The organism is Microbacterium sp. NPDC087868 (assembly GCF_044900755.1).
GTDB classification, from domain to species: domain Bacteria; phylum Actinomycetota; class Actinomycetes; order Actinomycetales; family Microbacteriaceae; genus Microbacterium; species Microbacterium galbinum.
In genome coordinates this window covers 232,180-251,217 of the sequence record NZ_JBJDNO010000002.1, presented here as the reverse complement: position 1 = coordinate 251,217, position 19,038 = coordinate 232,180, and the positions used below count along the sequence as shown (strand labels likewise).

General features: G+C 69.0%; 12 protein-coding genes and 1 tRNA gene. 4 read left to right on the top strand and 9 right to left on the bottom strand.

Features of this window, described 5'->3' with window-relative positions:
- Positions 1-3: 3 nt before the first annotated feature.
- The 6 genes from ACI2JZ_RS06610 to ACI2JZ_RS06585 are packed head-to-tail and all read right to left on the bottom strand — an operon-like array spanning position 4 to position 7,175.
- The gene (locus ACI2JZ_RS06610; protein ID WP_404596959.1) at positions 4-1,785 is read right to left on the bottom strand and encodes a serine/threonine-protein kinase; all 1,782 of its coding nucleotides are present in this window, start codon (positions 1,783-1,785) and stop codon (positions 4-6) included.
- Positions 1,782-3,236 carry a penicillin-binding transpeptidase domain-containing protein gene (locus ACI2JZ_RS06605; RefSeq protein ID WP_247624023.1) on the bottom strand — a complete coding sequence of 485 codons (1,455 nt, stop codon included), beginning with the start codon at positions 3,234-3,236 and terminating at the stop codon, positions 1,782-1,784. The genes ACI2JZ_RS06610 and ACI2JZ_RS06605 overlap by 4 nt, the downstream gene beginning before the upstream one ends.
- Positions 3,233-4,618 carry an FtsW/RodA/SpoVE family cell cycle protein gene (locus ACI2JZ_RS06600; RefSeq protein ID WP_247624022.1) on the bottom strand — a complete coding sequence of 462 codons (1,386 nt, stop codon included), beginning with the start codon at positions 4,616-4,618 and terminating at the stop codon, positions 3,233-3,235. The genes ACI2JZ_RS06605 and ACI2JZ_RS06600 overlap by 4 nt, the downstream gene beginning before the upstream one ends.
- The gene (locus tag ACI2JZ_RS06595; protein WP_247624021.1) at positions 4,615-5,922 is read right to left on the bottom strand and encodes a PP2C family serine/threonine-protein phosphatase; all 1,308 of its coding nucleotides are present in this window, start codon (positions 5,920-5,922) and stop codon (positions 4,615-4,617) included. The genes ACI2JZ_RS06600 and ACI2JZ_RS06595 overlap by 4 nt, the downstream gene beginning before the upstream one ends.
- 7 nt (positions 5,923-5,929) lie before the next feature.
- Positions 5,930-6,466, bottom strand: a complete 537-nt coding sequence (locus ACI2JZ_RS06590) for an FHA domain-containing protein (protein WP_404596958.1) — start codon at positions 6,464-6,466, stop codon at positions 5,930-5,932.
- A complete protein-coding gene (locus tag ACI2JZ_RS06585) occupies positions 6,459-7,175 on the bottom strand; it encodes a DUF3662 and FHA domain-containing protein (protein WP_247624019.1) in 717 nt (238 codons plus the stop codon). Before ACI2JZ_RS06585 ends, ACI2JZ_RS06590 begins: the two co-directional genes overlap by 8 nt.
- A 178-nt stretch (positions 7,176-7,353) precedes the next feature.
- Between ACI2JZ_RS06585 and ACI2JZ_RS06580 the strand changes: the two genes are divergently transcribed.
- Positions 7,354-7,436, top strand: a tRNA-Leu gene (locus ACI2JZ_RS06580).
- A gap of 105 nt (positions 7,437-7,541) precedes the next feature.
- On the top strand, positions 7,542-8,414 hold the full coding sequence (locus ACI2JZ_RS06575) for a helix-turn-helix domain-containing protein (RefSeq protein ID WP_404596957.1): 873 nt from the start codon (positions 7,542-7,544) through the stop codon (positions 8,412-8,414).
- On the opposite strand, the gene ACI2JZ_RS06570 is transcribed toward ACI2JZ_RS06575, so the two are convergent.
- On the bottom strand, positions 8,389-8,853 hold the full coding sequence (locus tag ACI2JZ_RS06570; RefSeq protein WP_404596956.1) for a hypothetical protein: 465 nt from the start codon (positions 8,851-8,853) through the stop codon (positions 8,389-8,391). The two genes, ACI2JZ_RS06575 and ACI2JZ_RS06570, sit on opposite strands and share 26 nt — an antisense overlap.
- A gap of 319 nt (positions 8,854-9,172) precedes the next feature.
- Here ACI2JZ_RS06570 and ACI2JZ_RS06565 point away from each other — a divergent pair, with 319 nt between their 5' ends.
- Positions 9,173-15,931: an LPXTG cell wall anchor domain-containing protein gene (locus ACI2JZ_RS06565; RefSeq protein ID WP_404596955.1), complete on the top strand. Its 6,759-nt coding sequence runs from the start codon at positions 9,173-9,175 to the stop codon at positions 15,929-15,931.
- 120 nt (positions 15,932-16,051) lie between these two features.
- On the top strand, positions 16,052-17,788 hold the full coding sequence (locus ACI2JZ_RS06560; RefSeq protein WP_404596954.1) for a sigma-70 family RNA polymerase sigma factor: 1,737 nt from the start codon (positions 16,052-16,054) through the stop codon (positions 17,786-17,788).
- Here the strand turns inward: ACI2JZ_RS06560 and ACI2JZ_RS06555 are convergent.
- Positions 17,775-18,101: a hypothetical protein gene (locus tag ACI2JZ_RS06555; protein ID WP_404596953.1), complete on the bottom strand. Its 327-nt coding sequence runs from the start codon at positions 18,099-18,101 to the stop codon at positions 17,775-17,777. The two genes, ACI2JZ_RS06560 and ACI2JZ_RS06555, sit on opposite strands and share 14 nt — an antisense overlap.
- Positions 18,102-18,530: 429 nt before the next feature.
- Positions 18,531-19,025, bottom strand: coding sequence for a MarR family winged helix-turn-helix transcriptional regulator (locus tag ACI2JZ_RS06550; protein ID WP_404596952.1), 495 nt, complete (start codon positions 19,023-19,025; stop codon positions 18,531-18,533).
- Positions 19,026-19,038: the final 13 nt, after the last annotated feature.

Sequence of the window (19,038 nt, the reverse complement as noted above, 5' to 3'; positions counted from 1 at the left end):
CCCTCAGTTGCCTGAGTTCCCGCCGTTCCCACCGTCTCCGCCGTCGTCGCCGTTGCCCGGATCGACGGCCGCTCCCTGGATGGCGGTCGACTGCCCCTGCGGGGAGTTTCCGGACTCGCGGTCGCCGCAGAACGCCTTGTAGGTGCCGGTCACGACCTGCCCGGCCGTGCCGGTGTTGATCGAGATTCCCGCCGTGGTCTCGTTCGGTCCGAAGCTCTTCGTGGTCACGGCCGGCTGGCCGGGACCCGCGAAGGATGCGTTCGTGATCGTCACCTCGTAAGAGGAAAGGGTTCCGGTGCCGTTCGGGCAGGAGAACGCCGTCCAGTTGATCGTCGCAGAGCCGCCCTCGAGGAACGTGCCCGAGAACGTCGGCGCGTTGGTCGGGGCTCCGACCGCGGCCTGGTCGGCGTAGAGGTAGAGCGTGATGTCACTGCCCACATCCACCGAGCCACGGGGCTCCACGCGCTCGACAGCGCCGACGAGGTCGGCGGACGGGGCGACGGTCGTTCCGGTCACGCAGTTGGGGACGAGGCCCGCACCGCGTGCGGCGGCGAGAGCCGCGTCGCACGTCATACCCGGCAACTGCAGGGCATCGACGTCGACCGGCTCCGGGGCGGGCGTCTCCGTCTCTGTCGGAGTGGGCTTCGGGGTGGGGGTGCGAGAGGTCGACGTGCTCGGCGTCGGGTCGGCGTCGCTGTCGCCCTGGTTCATGAGCGCGAAGACGGTTCCGCCGAGCACGATCACCAGCAGGGCGATCAGAGCGACCAGCGGCCACGTCCACGGGCTGCGCTTCTTCTTCTTCTTGCCGTCGGTCGCCTCGTCGTCGCCGGCTCCGGTGGGGAGCTGCGCCGTGGTCGGCAGCACGCGGGTAGCCCCGTCGTCGCCACTCGCGGTGAGGATGCGCGTCGCGTCGTCGGCGACGCCGCCCGTCGCGATGGCGGGCACGGCGATCGCCGCGGAGTTCAGGTCGCCGCGGCGCAGCGCCTGGGCGGCGCGTGCGACCGTGGCCGACGACGACGGACGGTCGCTCGGCTTCTTCGCGATCATCGCCATCACGAGGTTCTGCACGGGGATCGGCACGGTCGGCGGCAGCGGCGGCGGCTGCTCGTTGATCTGCGCCATCGCGATCGCCACCTGCGACTCGCCCGTGAAGGGGCGCTTCCCGGCAAGGCATTCGTAGGCCACGATGCCGAGCGAGTAGGTGTCGGTCGCGGGGGAGGCCGGGTGACCCGAGGCCTGCTCGGGCGACAGGTACTGCACGGTTCCCATGACCTGACCGGTGGCCGTGAGCGGCACCTGGTCGGCGATGCGCGCGATACCGAAGTCGGTGATCTTGACGCGGCCGTCGGGCGTGATCAGCAGGTTTCCCGGCTTGATGTCGCGGTGGACGAGACCCGCCGCGTGCGCGGCCTGCAGAGCGGATGCCGTCTGGGCGACGATGTCGAGAGTCTTGTCGGCGCTCAGCGCGCCGTCGCGCTCGAGCACGGTCGACAGCGCCTCGCCGGGCACGAGCTCCATGACGAGATAGGCGCTGCCGTTCTCCTCGCCGTAGTCGAACACGCTCGCGATGCCCTCATGGTTGACGAGTGCGGCGTGACGGGCCTCGGCGCGGAAGCGCTCGAGGAACCCGGGGTCGCCCATGTACTCGTCCTTGAGGATCTTGATCGCGACGGTACGTCCGATGACGTGATCCGTCGCCTCCCAGACCTCACCCATGCCACCGATCGCGATACGCGACTGCAGCTCGTAACGACCACCGAACGACACACCCTGCGTCGGTCTCATCTGCCCAGCACCGCCTCTATGACCTTCTTCGCAATCGGAGCGGCGATCGTGTCGCCGGATCCGGATTGACCCTGTCCTCCGCCGTCTTCGACGACGACTGCCACCGCCACAGCAGGGTCGTCCGCCGGCGCGAAGCCGGTGAACCACAACGTGTGCGGCTTGTTTCCGTTCTCAGCGGTGCCGGTCTTACCGGCCACGTCGATCCCGTCTATTCTTGCACCCTGCGCAGCGCCCGTTGAGACGCTCGCGACCATGGCATCCGTCACCTCGTCGGCGATGTCGGGCTCGAGCGCACGGCCGAACTCGGTGTCGTCGTAGGAACGCACGACCGAGAGGTCGTTGCCGATCACCTGATCGACCATCCGCGGGTTCATCACCAGGCCGTCGTTCGCGATTCCGGCCGAGATCATCGCGACCTGCAACGGCGTCGCCGTGACCTGTCCCTGTCCGAATCCGGAGAGGGCGGTCTGCGCGTCGTCGAGCGCGCGCGGGTAGCTCGAGGCGGTCGAGACGAGCGGCGTCTCGAAGCTCTGGTTGTAGCCGAACTTCTCCGCCATCTCGCGGATCGCGTCGTCTCCGAGCTTCACCGCGAGCTCGGCCATGGGGATGTTGCAGCTCAGGCGGATCGCCTCGGCGATCGTGACGGTCTCACCGCCGCCGCAGGTGCCTCCCCATGCGTTCGAGACGCGGTTGCTCGACCCGGGAAGCGTGTACGACGCGGGGTTCGGGAGCGTGGAGTCGGGCGTGAAGTCACCGCTCGCGTAGGCGGCTGCCGCAACGACGAGCTTGAACGTCGAGCCCGGTGGGTTGAGGTCGCCGGCGATCGCGCGGTTGGAGAGCGGCTTGAGCGGATCCTGCACCAGCTGGTCGTAGGTCGCGTTCGCGGCATCCGCATCGTGCGTGGCGAGCAGGTTCGTGTCGAAACCGGGCGTCGAGACCATCGCCAGGATGCGGCCCGTGCTGGGTTCGATCGCGACGACCGCGCCCTGCAGCCCGCCGAGCGCATCGTAGGCGGCCTTCTGGGCCGCGGCATCGAGCGAGAGCTCGACGCTGAAGCCGGTCTGCGGCTGCCCGGAGAGGATGCGCTCGATCTCGGAGAAGAATGCGCTCGATCCGGTTCCCGAGAGATCGGCGTTCATCGCCTGCTCGATGCCGGTGCGGGAATCGAGGGCGGCGTTGAAGTATCCGGTGACGGGCGCCCACATGCCGGCGTCGGCATACACGCGCTGGAACTGATAGCGATCGTCGGACGGCACGGAGGTGGCGACGTTCGTACCGTCGATGATGATCGAGCCGCGCTGGATCTCATAGCTGTCGAGGCGCGTGCGCTGGTTGTTGTCGTTCTGGGCCAGCGCATCGGCGTCGACGACCTGGATCCAGCTGGTGGCGGCGAACAGCGCGATGAACATGAAGAGCATCACGATGCTCAGGCGACGCAACTCACGGGTCATCCGATCACCACCCTCGGTTGGCGGCGTACGCCGTCGGAGATGCGCAGCAGCAGTGCCACGATGAGCCAGTTGGCGACGAGCGACGAACCGCCCGCGGCGAGGAACGGCGTGGTCAGACCCGTCAGCGGGATGAGGCGGGTGACACCGCCGACCATGATGAAGACCTGGAGCGCGATCGTGAACGAGAACCCGATCGCGAGCAGCTTGCCGAAGTCGTCCTGTCCGGCGAGACCGATGCGCACCCCGCGACTGACGAACACCATGTACAGGCAGAGGATCGCGAACAGGCCGATCAGGCCGATCTCCTCACCGAGGCTGGTGATGATGTAGTCGCTGTGGGCCAGGGGAGTCACCCACGGGCGGCCCTGGCCCCAACCGGTACCGAGCATCCCGCCGTGCGCGAGACCGAAGAGCCCCTGCATGGGCTGGTAACCGGCACGTTCGGGGTCGACCTGGTTCGGGTCGAACAGGAACAGCCAGTTGATGAAGCGCCCGCGCACATAGCTGAGGATCTGGGTCGCGAGCGCGACACCCGCCGCTACGAGTCCGAGGCCGATGACGACCCAGCTGGTCTTGCCGGTGGCGACGTACAGCATCGCCACGAACATGCCGAAGATCAGGGTTCCGGTACCGAGATCGCGCTGCAGCACGATGATGCCGAGCGAGATCAGCCACACCACCAGCACCGGACCCAGCTCGCGCATGCGCGGCCAGGTCATGCCGAGGAAGCGCGTGCCGACCGAGGTGAGGCTCTCCCGCGTGCGCACGAGGTAGCCCGCGAAGAAGATCGCGAGGCAGATCTTCGCGATCTCACCCGGTTGGAAGGCGAACGCCCCGCCGAGCGACACCCACACGGCCGCATTCGCGTCGGGGATGCGCAGGCCGGGCACGAACGGCAGCAGCAGGAAGACGATGCCCGCGAAGCCGAAGATGTACGTGTAGCGGAAGAGGACGCGGTAGTTGCGCAGCAGGATCACCGCGGCGATCGCGCCCGCCAACGAGATGCCGGTCCAGGCGAGCTGCTTCGTCGAATAGGCATCCCACCCGGTGAACGACTTGGCGATGTCGATCCGGTAGATCATCGCGATGCCGAGCCCCGTGAGCAGGGTCGCGATCGGGACGACGAAGGGATCGGCATCCGACGCCACGACCCGCAGCACGATGTGCAGGGCGAACGCGAGCACGGCCAGGCCGCCGCCGATCGCGAGGATGACGGGGTCGACGGTGCCGAGGGCGCCGAGCTGCACGAGAGTGAGCGCGGAGCCCGCGATCAGCACGGCGAACAGGAGCAGCCAGAACTCGCGGTTGCGCTGCTTCTGCGGGGTGCGGATGCGCTTGAGCGCCTTGAGGACCGCGGTGTCGGCGGAGACGTCGGTGCTCATCCGTCACCTCCGTCCTCGGCGGGAGTCTCGGAAGGCGTCGGCGTCGGTGTGGGGAGCGGGGTCGGCAGCGCGTTGGCATCGGCACCCGCCCGCAGACGGTCGACGATGGCCATGGCATCCGACAGCGAGCGGGCCGTGATCGTGCGCTCGACCGACGCGCGCTGGTACTCCGGCAGGTTCGCGAGCAGGATGTCGGTGTCTTCGACGGGCGTCGACAGGGTGATCGGGCCGATGTTCTGCTGCACGCCCTGGAAGATCACCACGCTGTCGTCGTCGGCGCCGATGAAGTAGCGGGTCTGCGTCCAGCTGTAGGCCGCGAACGCGGCGAAGCCGAGCATCGCGAGCACCAGGAGCATCGCGGCGATCCAGCCGACGCGGCGACGGGTCGCGCGCCGACGATCCTCCTCGATGAGCTCTTCGAGGTACTCGGCGGCCGGTTCGAAGTGGCTGGGATCGTTGGCCGCCTGGCGCACCGGGTGCAGCCAGTTGCCGCGCGGGGCGCGCACGGGCGGCACGATGATGCCCGAGGGGTTCGAGGCCGCGCCGACGATCGTGGGCGTTCCGGAGGAGAGCGGATGCTGTCCGCCGACGTCGACGATCACGATCGTGACGTTGTCGGGGGCGCCGCCGTCGAGGGCCTGCTTGAGGAGGTTGTCGGCCGTGCGCCCCGGCGCGAGGCCCAGGCGCATCGCCTTGAGGATGCGGTTCTCGTCGACGACCCCCGAGAGGCCGTCGGAGCAGAGCAGCCAGCGATCGCCCGGCTGCGTCGGCATGACGAACATGTCGAGCTCGGGGTCGGAGTCCATGTCGCTGAGCACGCGCATGAGCACCGAGCGACGCGGGTGGTAGCGCGCCTCCTCGGGCGTGATGCGGCCCGAGTCCACGAGCCGCTGCACGAAGGTGTGGTCGGCCGTGATCTGCGTCAGGGCGTCGTCGCGGTACAGGTAGATGCGCGAGTCGCCGATGTGGCCGATGACCGCGTACTCGTCGACCATGATGATCGCGCTGACCGTGGTGCCCAGGCCCGCGAGCTCGGGGCGGTCCTTCGCGGCACGGATGAGATCGCCCGCCGCGGTCGTCGCCGCCGCCTGCAGCGATGCCTGCGCGTCGTCGGTCGAGGCGTACGCCTGATCGAGCGGTTCGAGGCGCTGGATCGCGAGGCTCGACGCGACGTCACCGCCGGCGTGACCGCCCATGCCGTCGGCGACGACGAACAGGTTGGCTCCGGAGTACCCGGAGTCCTGGTTGTTGGAGCGGATCTTGCCCGTATGGGAGATCGCGGCGCTCGAGCCCTCGAAGACCATGCCGGCGTCAGGCTCGCAGCTCGAAGGTCGTGGCGCCCACCTTGATGGGGGTGCCGAGCGACAGCGAGACGGGGGAGTTGCCGACGCGCTGGCCCGCGACGAACGTGCCGTTGGTGGAGTCGAGGTCCTGCACGGCCCACGCGTCACCGCGCAGGATCAGGCGGGCGTGGTGGCTGGACGTGTAGTCGTCACGGATCACGAGGGCGGACTCGCTCGAGCGGCCGATCGTGAGGGTGTCGTTGCCGAGGGGGAGTTCGAGCCCCGCCTTCGGGCCCGAGGTGATGACGAGGCGCTGGGCGGTCGCGACGGTCGCCGGACCCGTGGAGGGCTTGGCGGAGGCGGGCTTCGCCGAGGCCGGCTTCGCGACGGGGGCGGCCGGAGCCGCCGTGCCGGATGCCGGGGCACCCGCAGCGGCCTCGGCGGGGAGCTTGCGCACCTTCACGCCGAAGAGATCGGCGCGCAGCGAGTAGACCACGCCGAACACGAAGAACCACAGCAGCACCAGGAAACCGATGCGCAGGAGCAGGAGGACCAGTTCACTCATGGATGCCTCCGAACGCACGGGTGGCGTCGCTGACACGCGCCGGTACCGTCTGCGGCACCACGCGGAAGACGAGATCGGTGCGACCGATCGTGATCGTGGTGTCGGAGGGGAGGGCCGCTTCGCGCAGCTTCTGACCGTTCACCTTGGTGCCGTTGGTGGAGCCGAGGTCGCGCATCATGGCGCGCTCGCCGTCCCAGAGGATCTCGGCGTGCTTACGGCTCGATCCGGCATCCGCGATGGTGATGTCGGCATCCGTGCCGCGTCCGATGACGGTGCGCGCGCGGGTGATGCGGTGCCGGCGACCGTCGACGTCGACCACGGCCTCCCAGCTCACACGGCCCTCGACCGTTCCGGAGCTGACGCGCACCGTACCCGTCGACACCTTCTCGTCGGGTTCGAGCACGATCGAGAGCGGGCCGCCGAAGCTGTAGCCCTGCGACTTCGAGTGCTTCGTGAGCAGGGCGTGCAGCTCGTCGGTCAGAGCGCCGCCGAGTCCGCGCATCCGCTCGGCGTCGTCGGCGCTGAGGCGCACGACGTAGTTGTTGGGCGCGATGATGCGGTCGCGGCTGACGACCGCCGCCTTCGTATCGGCCTCGCGCCGCAGCGCCGAAGCGATCTCCACCGGCTGGATGCCGCTGCGGAAGGTCTTCGCGAACGCGCCGTTCACGGCGCGCTCGAGACCCTTCTCAAAGCTGTCAAGTAGTCCCACTGGGCTCCTCTGGCATGCCAACTGGTAGGGACATCGTAGCCAGGTGTGCTGAGGATCCGCCCCGCGACGGGCTCGGAGTCGCGGATTTCCGGGGTTTTCCGGGGTGCGGGGGGAGTTTCTCGTGGGGTCGTGACGCGTGATAGCCTTACGAGGTTGAGTTCTTCGGAACGAGACACTCGCGCGAGTGGCGGAATGGTAGACGCGCTGGCTTCAGGTGCCAGTGTCCTTGCGGGCGTGGGGGTTCGAGTCCCCCCTCGCGCACAGCGAGTTGAAAGGCCCGGTTCCTCTGTGGAACCGGGCCTTTCGCGTGCGGACGACGTGACGCCCTAGCATCGGGGGAGAGGCGCAGTCACGGGGAGGCGGGCGATGCTTCAGAATCGATCACGTTTCGGTGAGTACCTGAGGGCCCGTCGTGCGGTCGTGCAACCGGAGGATGTGGGTCTCGCCCGGGATCCGTCGCGGCGCGTGACCGGCCTCCGCCGCGAGGAGGTCGCTCGCCTCGCGGGGATCAGCGCGGAGTACTACCTGCGCCTCGAGCAGGGGCGCGCGCGGCAGCCCTCCCACCAGGTGCTCTCCTCGCTCGCCGAGGCCCTGCGCCTCGATGCGGATGCCGTCGTCTACCTTCGGCGCCTCGCCCGGCACCTCGAGGAGGTCTCGAAGCGCGGTCCGGTGGCGGCACCGGACACGGCGACGATGAGTTTCGTGCGTCACTCGCGGAACGTGGGGGTGCTCCTCATCGACATGAATCTCGACGTCGTGAGCATGAACTCCGTAGCTTCGGCGCTGTTCCCCGGCCTCGTCGGAGAGGGCCGGAACGTGCTCCTCGAGCTCTCCCGGAGCGCGGGGCGACCGGCGAAGCGGCGGGATCGCGTGATCGCGCACCTGCTTCCGGTGCTGCGCTTCATCAGCAATCCCCATGATGCGCGTCTCCAGGAGATCGTCGGCGCGCTGTCGGTGTCGAGCCCGGCGTTCTCGGCGTTGTGGGCCCGTCACGACGTGCGTCAACCCGGACGGTTCCCCGCCTCGGTCGTCGTGGACGTGCTCGGCACGGTCCCGCTCGAATGCCAGATGATGTTCCTGCCGACGGGCGATCACGCCATCGTGACGATCGCCGGCGCCGACGACGCGGCGGGGCGGGCGGCGATGGCCTACCTGCAGACGATCGGTGACGAACGCGCGCGCCGCACGAGCACTCCGACGGAGGCGAGCGCTTTTACGGGGGCGTCGGCTTCCACGTGAGGATGCGGACCCCGGGTTCGGTCGCCCAGGCGGACAGTACGTAGCGGTAGTGCGTCCACGAGGAGTCGGCCTCGACCGTCTGGAGCGTACCCGTCTCCCGCAGCGGTTCGGGGGTCGCCCAGAGCCGTGCGAAGACAGAGCTGCGACTCATGAGCTCACCGAGGAAAGTGATATCGGTTGCGTCGGGTTCCCCGGCCGCGAGTCCTTCGCGAAGGAGCGACACGGTCTGCGCGATCGCGTCGGGAAGATCTTCGACGATGCCGTCGAGCTCGGGGTCGAGGAAGACCGTGCGAGCGATATTCTGCCCGGCGCGAAAAGAGGGCCACGCGGCTGTCGCCGCCGGGCTCGCCGCGAGGATGGTCGTGCGTCGGTCCACGGCGATCGTGATGTCGTGATGGCCACCGATGAAATCGATGAGTGCCGGAGAGGGCGGATGCACTCCTGAACGTTATCCCGCGCGGGCGGATTCATCCTGGTACTGGAAAGCCCAGTCTCGTGAGCTCTGGACGCGCGCGCTCGCCCCGGACGTTCGGATGCTGCCGGTAAGTGTCCTCGTCGGGGACAGGCCCGGGTGGCGCAGCATCCGTAGGTTGGAGGTGGCTGCCGCGATTCGGGAGGTTCGCGTCTGCTACGCCCTGCAGGTGTCCCCCACACGCATCGCGCGAAAGATATTCCGATGTTTCGCGTCACGTTCCGGAGGATGTCGTGTCTGGCTGGGCGGGAAGCGCGTTCTACGCGCGTAAACGGGGAGGAACCTCATGCTCGGTACTCGGAAGCTGCGATGGGGAGGAGCGACCACGGTGGTCGCCCTCATCGCCGGAATGCTCGTCTTCGGTGGTCTGCTGCAGCCCACCGCAAGTGCGTCCGCGGCGCCCGGAGGTGGATCCTTCATGCCGCTCGTCGCCGGACAGCCGGGAATCCCGTCCGACCCGGACGTTCTCTACGAGGAGAACTTCCAGAACGTGCAGGGACGCCCGCTGTCGGCCGTGATCCCGTTGCAGAACTACCAGTCGGTTCAGGGCGTGACCTACACGGCCGATCCGTTCTGGCTGGACACCTTCGCGTGCAACGGATTCATCCTCAACTACCAGAGCACCCTCCCGGCGGGGTACTGCAACAACGGCGGCGACCAGTTCGGCGATGCACTGGCGAAGGCCTACGCGCTGGGGTTGCTCAACTCTCCACAGAATCCGACGACGAACTGGGCGGTATCGAGCAACACCGCGGGCTCGGGCCCCAACAACCAGCGCATGTTCGTATCGTCTCTGCTGAACGTGCCCGCGAACGGCCGCTTCATCACTTTCTCGGTGGACTCGGCCGCGACCGCGTGTCAGGCGATCCAGCCCAAGCTCCGCTTCTCGCTCGTGACTTCCGGCGGTCAGCTCGTCCCGGTCTCCAACGATCCGATCAACCCCTGCGCCAATCCCAACACGCAGACTGCGACCGTGAGTGCCCCCGGAACCAACCCTCAGACCGTCTGGTACGGCAACTTCGCCGCCGACTCGTCGATCCTCTTCAACAGCAACCAGCTCGGTGTGTCGATGGTCAACGAGGAGGGCAACGGCGCAGGCAACGACGGCGCGTTCGACAACATCCGCGTGCTCGACGTGACCCCGCAGCTCGACAAGGCGTTCTCGCCGACGAGCGTCCCGGTCGGAGGAGTGTCGACGCTGACCTTCACCGTCACCAACACCTCCGAGCTCGCCTCGAAGTCCGGCTGGTCGTTCACCGACACACTTCCCACCGGCCTCGTCGTCGCCGGTAACCCGAATCTCGGCGGCACCTGCGATGCCACGACCACGGCAGCGGCCGGCGCCACCTCGATCTCGATCGCGAACGGAAACCTCGCGACCGGCGAGGTCTCCTGCACGGTCACGGTCGATGTGACCTCGAGCACTCCGCTGCCTTCCGAGCCCACGCCCAAGACCTACACGAACTGTGCGGCGAACATCACGGCCGTCGTCGGCCTCGACCTGCCGAACTGCGCCTCGGTCACGTTCCACTCCACGAACCTCGTCTGCACGGCTCCGACGGTCTACGGGACCAACCAGGGCACCGGCGACGGAGACCTGTGGTCCATCAACGCCGCGACGGGTGCGGCGACCAAGATCGTCGACCTTCCCGGCTCCAACATCGTCAACCAGCTGGGCATCGCGCCCGGCGGCGGTAGCTTCACCTACACGAAGTCCGGCGTGATCTACAACCACACTCTTTCGACAGGTACGTCGACGAGTGCGCCGATGACGACGATGACGGGCTACTCGCAGGTCGGTGGTGCTGTAAATCCCGTGAATGGCCTGTTCTACTACGGTGGGATCGGCGGGGGAGGCACCAGCTATCAGATCGGTGTCTACGACCCCGCAACGAACACCACGCTCGGGATCGCCGCGACGATCCAGCTCCCCGCGGGCGTGACCATCGCGAACAGCGATTTCGCTTTCGACAACCTGGGGCAGCTGTACATCGTCGGTGCAGTCGGAAACGCACCGGGATACATCATCCGTGTCGACGGCAGCATCCCGACCACGGGAGCGAATGCGGCACTCACCTCCACGCGTCTGACGACGATCCCCGCGGTCGCGAACGTGTCCTACGCTGCGATTGCGTTCGCCAGCAATGGTGAGCTGTACATCGGAGGGGGGCAGCGCGTCCTGCGCGTCAATGCGACGACAGGCGCAATCCTCAGCAACAACGCCACCACTGCGGGCGGGGACCAGAACTTCACCGACTTCGCGACCTGTGGGGCGCCGCCGACGCTCACGGTGCAGAAGAGCGTGGACGGACGCGTGCTTCCGACCGACCAGTTCGCGCTGGCGATCACCGGCAGCGGAATCGTCCCGGGGCCGGGTAACCGGGGCGTGACGCAGGGAACGGAGAACGGCGTTCAGAACCAGCTTCCCGCCGAGGTGGCGGGGGCGGTCATCGTTCAGCCGAACGCGACCTACGACTTCGCTGAGACGGCATCGGGGACGACCGAGCTGACGAACTACGTTTCGACATGGGAGTGCGTCAACGCCAACGACCCCACGATCGTCCTCGCTTCGGGTTCGGGTGCGGCCGGGAACGTGACGATTCCCGCGGTGGCCGGTATCGCCGTGCTGTGTACGATCTCGAACGCAGCGTTGAATCCGGATCTTCAGATCACGAAGACCTCCACGGCGACAGCGGACTCGCGCGTCGGCGACGTCGTCGAGTACACGGTGAGCGCAACGAACAACGGCACCGGCGACTACACGGCAGCGAACCCGGCGGTGGTCTTCGACGACCTCTCGGGCGTACTCGACGACGCGACGTACAACGGAGACGCCGTGTCGGATCGCGGAGGCGCCCCGTCGTACGCTGCGCCGTTGCTCTCGTGGAGCGGTGCGCTCGACGCCGGCGACACGGTGACCCTCACCTACAGCGTCACGCTCGCCGCGGGCGGAGACGGGACGGCGCGCAACGTCGCCTGGGTGCCCGAAGATCCCTCGAACCCGCAGGCTCCCGCGTGCGACCCGCCCGTCGACGGAACCGACCCGACCACGGGTGAGCCCTGTGCGTTCACCTCGCTCCCGCTGCCGCGCCTGTCGATCGACAAGTCCGCCGACCGCACCGAGCTCCCTGCCGTGGGCGACCAGGTGACCTACACCGTGGTCGTGACGAACGAGGGCCCCGGCGATTACACGGCGACGGCGCCCGCGACCTCCACGGACGACCTGTCGGAGGTGCTCGACGATGCCACGTTCGATGACGCGTCGCTGGCCTCCGATGTCGGTACGGTGACGCGGACGGGTGACACCCTGTCGTGGACCGGTCCGCTCGCGGCCGGAGCATCCGCCACCATCACCTACACCGTGACCTATACCGGCGACGGCGATAACGTGCTGCGCAACCGCGCCTGCGTTCCCGAGTCGGATGTCGCCCCGGGCTTCCTGCCCTGCGACGTGGTGCGGATCCCCGGTGCAGCGTTGCAGCAGTGGAAGACGGCTGCTCCGTCGTCGAACCCGGTCGTGGCCGGATCGACGATCACGTACACGCTGTTCTTCGACAACGACGGCCAAGCGGGTGCGACGATCGATGCCGTCGACGATCTCACCCACGTGCTCGACGACGCCGAGGTGACCACCGAGCCGACCTCGGCCGACGGCCTCACCGTGGTGCGCAACGGCGCCGAGATCTCGATCACGGGCACGGTCCCGGCGGGCGAGCGGTACACCGTCACCTACACGGTGACCGTGCTGCCCGATGACGAGCGCGGCGACAGCATCGCGTCGAACTTCCTGCTCGCTCCGGGCGAGGAGCCCCCGACCGATCCCGAGTGCGTCCCGACCGACGCTGACCTCCCGAACTGCACGACGACTCCGATCACCGGTGTCGCCTACACGAAGGCCGTCACGGCATCCGAGACGCCCGTCGTCGAGGGCACCGAGCTGACCTACACGATCACCGTGCGCAACACCGGTGCGACCGTGGTCGACGTGGTGCGCGACGACGACCTCACGGGCGTTCTCGACGACGCCGACCTCACCACCGCCCCGGCATCCGACACCGCTTCGGTGACCCTCGACGGGCCGACCGACGGCATCCTCGCGATCCGCGGCGACCTCGCCGTCGGCGCGACCGCGACGATCACCTACACGGTGACCGTGAAGGCCCAGTCCGAGCGCGGTGACAGCACCGCGAACAACTTCCTGGTGCCGCCTGGAACGACGCCGCCGGCGGAGTGCGACCCGGAGACGGATCAGTGCACGTCCACCCCGATCCAGGGCTACACGGTCTCGAAGACGGCGGACATCGCCGTGGCCAACCCGGGCAGCGTCGTCACCTACACGGTGACCGTCGTCAACACGGGAACGGTCGACTTCACCGACGCCGACCCGGTCGCCTTCACCGACGACCTCACCGAGGTGCTCGACGACGCCGTGTACAACGGCGACGTGACCGCGGGCGGCTCCGTGACCGGCAACACGCTCACGTGGGCGGGTCCGCTTGCCGCGGGAGCCACCGTCACGATCACCTACTCGGTGACCGTCAACGACCCCGTCACGGGCGACCAGGTGCTCACGAACGCCGTGGTGCCGACCGTGCCCGGCGGCGAGTGCGACCCCGAGGCCGAGTGCATCGTCGAGACGCCGATCGCCTCGTTCACCGTGGCGAAGGCCGCAGATGTCGCGACCGCCCTCCCCGGCGACGTCGTGACCTACACGGTGACGGTGACCAACACCGGCACCGCCGACTACACCGCGGATGCTCCGGCATCCTTCACCGATGACCTGACCGCCGTGCTCGACGACGCGACCTACAACGGCGACGTGTCGACCGGCGGCGCGGTGACAGGCAACACCCTGACCTGGTCGGGCGCGCTCGCGGTCGACCAGACCGTCGAGGTGACGTACTCCGTCACCGTCAACGACCCGATCACGGGAGACAAGAGCCTGCTGAACACGGTCACCCCGACCGCTCCCGGCGGCACCTGCACGGCGGACGGCGAGTGCGCGACCAGCACCCCCGTCGGCTCGTACACGGTCGCGAAGGAGGCGAGCGCCGAGAGCGTGCTGCCCGGCGGCACCATCACCTACACGGTGACGGTGACCAACACCAGTGAGGTCGACTACACCGACGCACGGCCTGCGACCTTCACCGATGACCTCTCGGGGGTGCTCGACGACGCCGTCTACAACGACGACGTCTCGTCGGGCGGTTCGGTCACCGGACCGACGCTCACCTGGTCGGGTGCCCTGCCGGCCGGCGAGTCGGTGACGGTCACCTACTCGGTGACGGTCGACAGCCCGGTCACCGGCGACTTCGTGCTGCGGAACGCGGTGACCCCGACCGGTCCCGGCGGGTCGTGCGCCGAGGTCTGCGAGACCGAGACCCCGATCAGCGCGCTGCGCGTGGTGAAGAGCACCGAGTCGACCGAGGTGCTCCCCGGCGGCGTGGTCGAGTACACGATCGCGATCACCAACACCGGTCAGGTCGACTACACGGATGCCGCACCGGCATCCTTCACCGACGACCTCTCGGGCGTGCTCGACGACGCGGCCTACAACGGCGACGTCACGAGCTCGACGGGCGCGGGAGCGGCCTACGCCGCGCCGGTGCTGAGCTGGTCGGGACCGCTCGCCATCGGCGACACCGTGACGGTGACGTACTCGGTGACCGTCAACGACCCGGCCACGGGCGACGACCGTCTCGAGAACACCGTCGTGACGCCTCCGGGCGTCGGCGGCAACTGCGAGCCCGGATCGACCGATCCCGCCTGTGTCGCGAACGTGCCCAGCGGCTCGTACACGATCGAGAAGACCGCCGACCCGGCGACCGCCCTGCCCGGAGACGTCGTCACCTACACGGTGACGGTGACCAACACCGGCGAGGTCGCGTACACCGATGAGGATCCGGCATCCTTCTCCGACGACCTGTCGCGCGTGCTCGACGACGCCGCCTACAACGGCGACGTGTCGCCGGGCGGCGCGGTGAGTGGAACGACGCTGACGTGGTCGGGTGCGCTCGCCGTGGGCGAGTCGCTCCAGGTGACGTACTCGGTCACCGTCGACGACCCGGTGGAGGGTGACTTCACCCTGCGCAACGTCGTGGCGCCGACCTCGCCCGGTGGCGAGTGCGTCGAGGGGGCCTGCATCATCGATACGCCCATCGCGGCGTACACGGTGAACAAGACGTCGGATGTCGTGGACACGGTGCTCGGCGGCACCGTCACCTACTCGGTGACGGTGACGAACATCGGTCAGGTCGACTACACGGATGCCGTCCCCGCGACGTTCACCGACGACCTGTCGGGCGTGCTCGACGACGCCACCTACAACGGCGACGCCTCGAACGGCGCGACGGTCACCGGGAACACCCTGGACTGGAGCGGCGCAGTGCCCATCGGCGAGACGGTGACGGTCACGTACTCGGTCACGGTCAACCAGCCGGGCACGGGCGATCGTCGACTGCTTAACACCGTGCTGCCCACCGGCCCCGGTGGTTCCTGCGCGGAGGCCGGCGACTGCGAGACCGACACCCCGATCGCGAGCTACCGCGTGATCAAGACGGTGTCGACCGAGCAGGCGACGATCGGCGACCGCGTCACGTTCACGATCACGGTGAGCAACACCGGCCAGGTGCCGTATACCGCTGAGCGGCCGGCATCCTTCACCGATGACCTCACCTCGGCACTGCAGGTGGCGACGTACAACGGCGACGCGACCGGCGGAGCGGTGTACTCGGAGCCGGTTCTGAGCTGGGCGGGTGACCTGGACGTCGGTGACGTGCGGGCCATCACCTACTCGGTGACGGTGACGAAGGTCGGCGAGATCCGCAACGTGGTCGTCACCCCGGACGGCAGCGGAGCGAACTGCTCGGTCGGGTCGGAGGACCCGGACTGCGTGACGCTCACGCGGATCGTTCCGCACCTCGCCATCACCGGTGGGGAGATGTGGTGGGCCGGGGGCATCGCCGGTGCGACCTTCCTCGCACTCGGGCTGTGGCTCACGGTGCGACGTCGCCGCGATACGGTCGGCACGACGGCCGACATCTGATGCACGGTTCCCGGCGGCCCACTGCGGCCGTCGGGAGCCAGCGGCACTGGCCCGGCTCGGTGCCTCCGAGCCGGGCCAACGTCATCCTCCCCGTATGAACGTTCGACCCCGCGAGATCTCATGAACGATTCCCCCCTCCCGCTTCACGAGGAGTCCGACCAGGAGCTCATCGCGCGCGTGCGCGGCGGTGAGTCGGCGGCGTACGCCGTGCTGTGGCAGCGTCATGCCGGCCCCGCGTACGGTGTCGCGCGATCGTTCGCCTCGCTCGACGCCGACGATCTCGTCTCCGAGGCCTTCGCCAAGGTGCTCGGTGCGATCCGTGCCGGAGGGGGCCCGACGGGGGCGTTCCGCCCGTACATCACGATGGCCGTGCGCAATCTGGGCCGCTCGCAGTACGTGCGCGAACCCACCCTCGTCGACACCGACTTCGATCGGCACAGCTCCGACACCCTCAACGGCGAGGTGCGCGCGGTCGAGAGTTTCGAGAGCAGCGTCATGCTCACGGCCTTCGAAGCCCTGCCCGCGCGGTGGCAGGAGGTGCTGTGGTTCAGCGAGGTCGACGGGTACAAGCCCGGCGTCATCGCGCGCTACCTGGGCATCCAGCCCAACGCCGTCTCGGCGCTGCTGATCCGGGCCAAGCGCGGCCTCAAGGACGCGTGGGTCTCGGCGCACCTGGCGAAGGCGACCACGCCGGACTGCGCTCCCGTCATCCGCGATCTCGGCGCCTACGCGCGCGGGGGACTCTCCGCGCGCGCCACGGCCGCGGTCGACGCGCATCTGGCGACCTGCACGAGCTGCCCGGCCGCGCTCGTCGAAGCGCGTCATGCGTTCCAGTTGACCCTGGTGCTTCTGCCCGTCGTGGCCGGGGTCGCCGGAGCGGCCGGTTACGCCGCGCAACTCGGGGCGCCGGCGGTGCCGCAGGCACTCGTCGCGATGGGGGTGGAGCCGGTGGTCGAGGAGGAGCCCGAGCGCCGACGAAAGGGTCTTCTCCCCGCCGCCCTGCTGCTCCTCCTGCTGCTCGTGGTCGGCGGAGGGGCCGCGCTGGTCCTCGGCAACCCCGCGACACCGCCGATCGCGGGTGAGCCCGTTCCGGCCGGGAGCTCGCCGCTGGCGAGTCCCACGCCGCGGCCCACCGGGACGGCGACTCCGACGCCCACACCCGTCGCGACGCCGGATGCCGATACCGATGCCGATACGGATGCCGTTGCGCCCCCGGCATCCGATGATCCGACCCGCTCGGCCGTGCCGCCGGCTGGCGGCCCCGGCGCGCCCGGCGGGAGTACCGAGCCGTCGACCGGTGGAGGCGACCAGCCCTCCGCCGAGACTCCGCTGGCGGCGCCGACGGCGACACTCACCCAGGCCGACGCTCGGATGTATCCGCGCGTGAGCGGGGCCGGCGCAACCCCCGGGGCGTCGATCCAGCTCGTCGACGGTGGCGGAGCCGTCGTGGGAACGGGCGCCGCTCGCGCCGACGGCACCTGGCGCGCCGTCATCACCGAGGGGCAGAGCGGTGAGCACTCCGTGCGCGCGCGTCAGATCCTCGCGGGGCGCACGTCACCCTCGAGCGCGGCGATGGCGTACACGACGACGCCGCCGCCCGCGCTCGCCGCCCCTCTCGACGGAGCGGTCGTCTCGGCATCGAGCTTCACCTTCGCCTTCACGGCGCCCGCCGGAACCGTACTGCAGCGCGAGATCGTGGGTGTCACCGCGGTGCAGACGCTGCGCACCCCGAGCAACGGCGCCTGGAACGAGCGGGTCGCAGTACCCGTCGGAGCCCAGACGATCCGCGTGCGGTTCGCGAACCCGGCGACCGGCGACATCGGTCCGTGGACGGCCATCACTGTCACGGCCCAGTAATCACGCCCGTCCGGCGGTACCGCGGTCGCAGCACGAAGGTGCGTGCGAGGTGAGCGACCGCGCCGAGGGCGACGGCGATGGCAGCACCACCGACCGCCACTGCCAGCGGCCACCAGGTCTGCACGGCGATCGACACGACGCTGAGCAGAACACCCGCCAGCCACGAGATGGCGAGCGTTCCCCCGATACCGGTGGCCCGGAGGCCGAGCGCGATGGCGCCGGCGGCTGCGCAGAGCACGGCGAGGGCGGCACCGGTCGCGGCGACGGTGACGAGTGCGTCTTCGATGTGCACGAACACCGGAGTTGCGACCATGGAGACCTCCTCGAGGAGAGGGGGAGGAGCGATGGGGACGCTCCTCCCCCGTACGCCCCGCTTCGGGGAGGAGAGCGAGGCGTCGGCATGGGATGGGAATGCCGGTGGGGACTTGCGTAACCCCACACCTCCTAGACACCGGGCGGGGCCGATCGTGACGCGGAACGCGCGAGTGGGCGCACTCCGAGATCGGATGAACCGTTTCGCGTCATGATCCGTCTCCCACGGGGTCTTGTGGGCGGTGCCAAGGCTTCTGAATCGGGATCGGAGGGTGCGGTGCTCCGCGCAGAGGTATCGGCGCGCTCCGGGGGGAGCGACCGATCCGTCTGCGAGAGGGCGGGGCGTTCTGGGGAGCGCCCCGCCCGTTTCGACTCCACGCCTGGGGTGCCTCTGGTGCACATCGGCAATGCTGCCGAGCGTGGTCCTCGCTCAGATGTCGGTTCCCGGACTCCACACGCCCCCGGGGCCGATTCCCTCCGCCACCTTCCGACTGATGACCCCCAGCTGCCGCGCCTGGGCATCCGTGAGGGTGTCGAACACGAGGCTGCGGATGAGCGCGTGGTGGGCGGGGGTCGACTCGGCGACCACCTGCGCGCCGGCGTCGGTGAGGATGCCGAGGGTGAAGCGTCCGTCACTCGGGTCGATCTCGCGACGCACCCACCCCTTCGTCTCGAGTCGGGAGACCGCGCGCGACAGGCGCGACAGCGTGCAGCTCGCGTAAGCGGCGAGCACGCTGAGACGCAGGGTGCGCTCGGGGGCGCTGTGCAGGGCGAAGAGGATGCCGTGCTCGAAGTGCGTGAGCCCGCTGTCGCGCTGCAGCTGCGCGTCGAGGGCGGTGGGCAGGCGCTCGAGCAGGGTGGCGAGCGCGGCCCAGATCGCGAGCTCGTCGGAGCTCAGGCCGTGGTCGGAGTTCGTCTTCGGCATGGCCCCAGGGTAT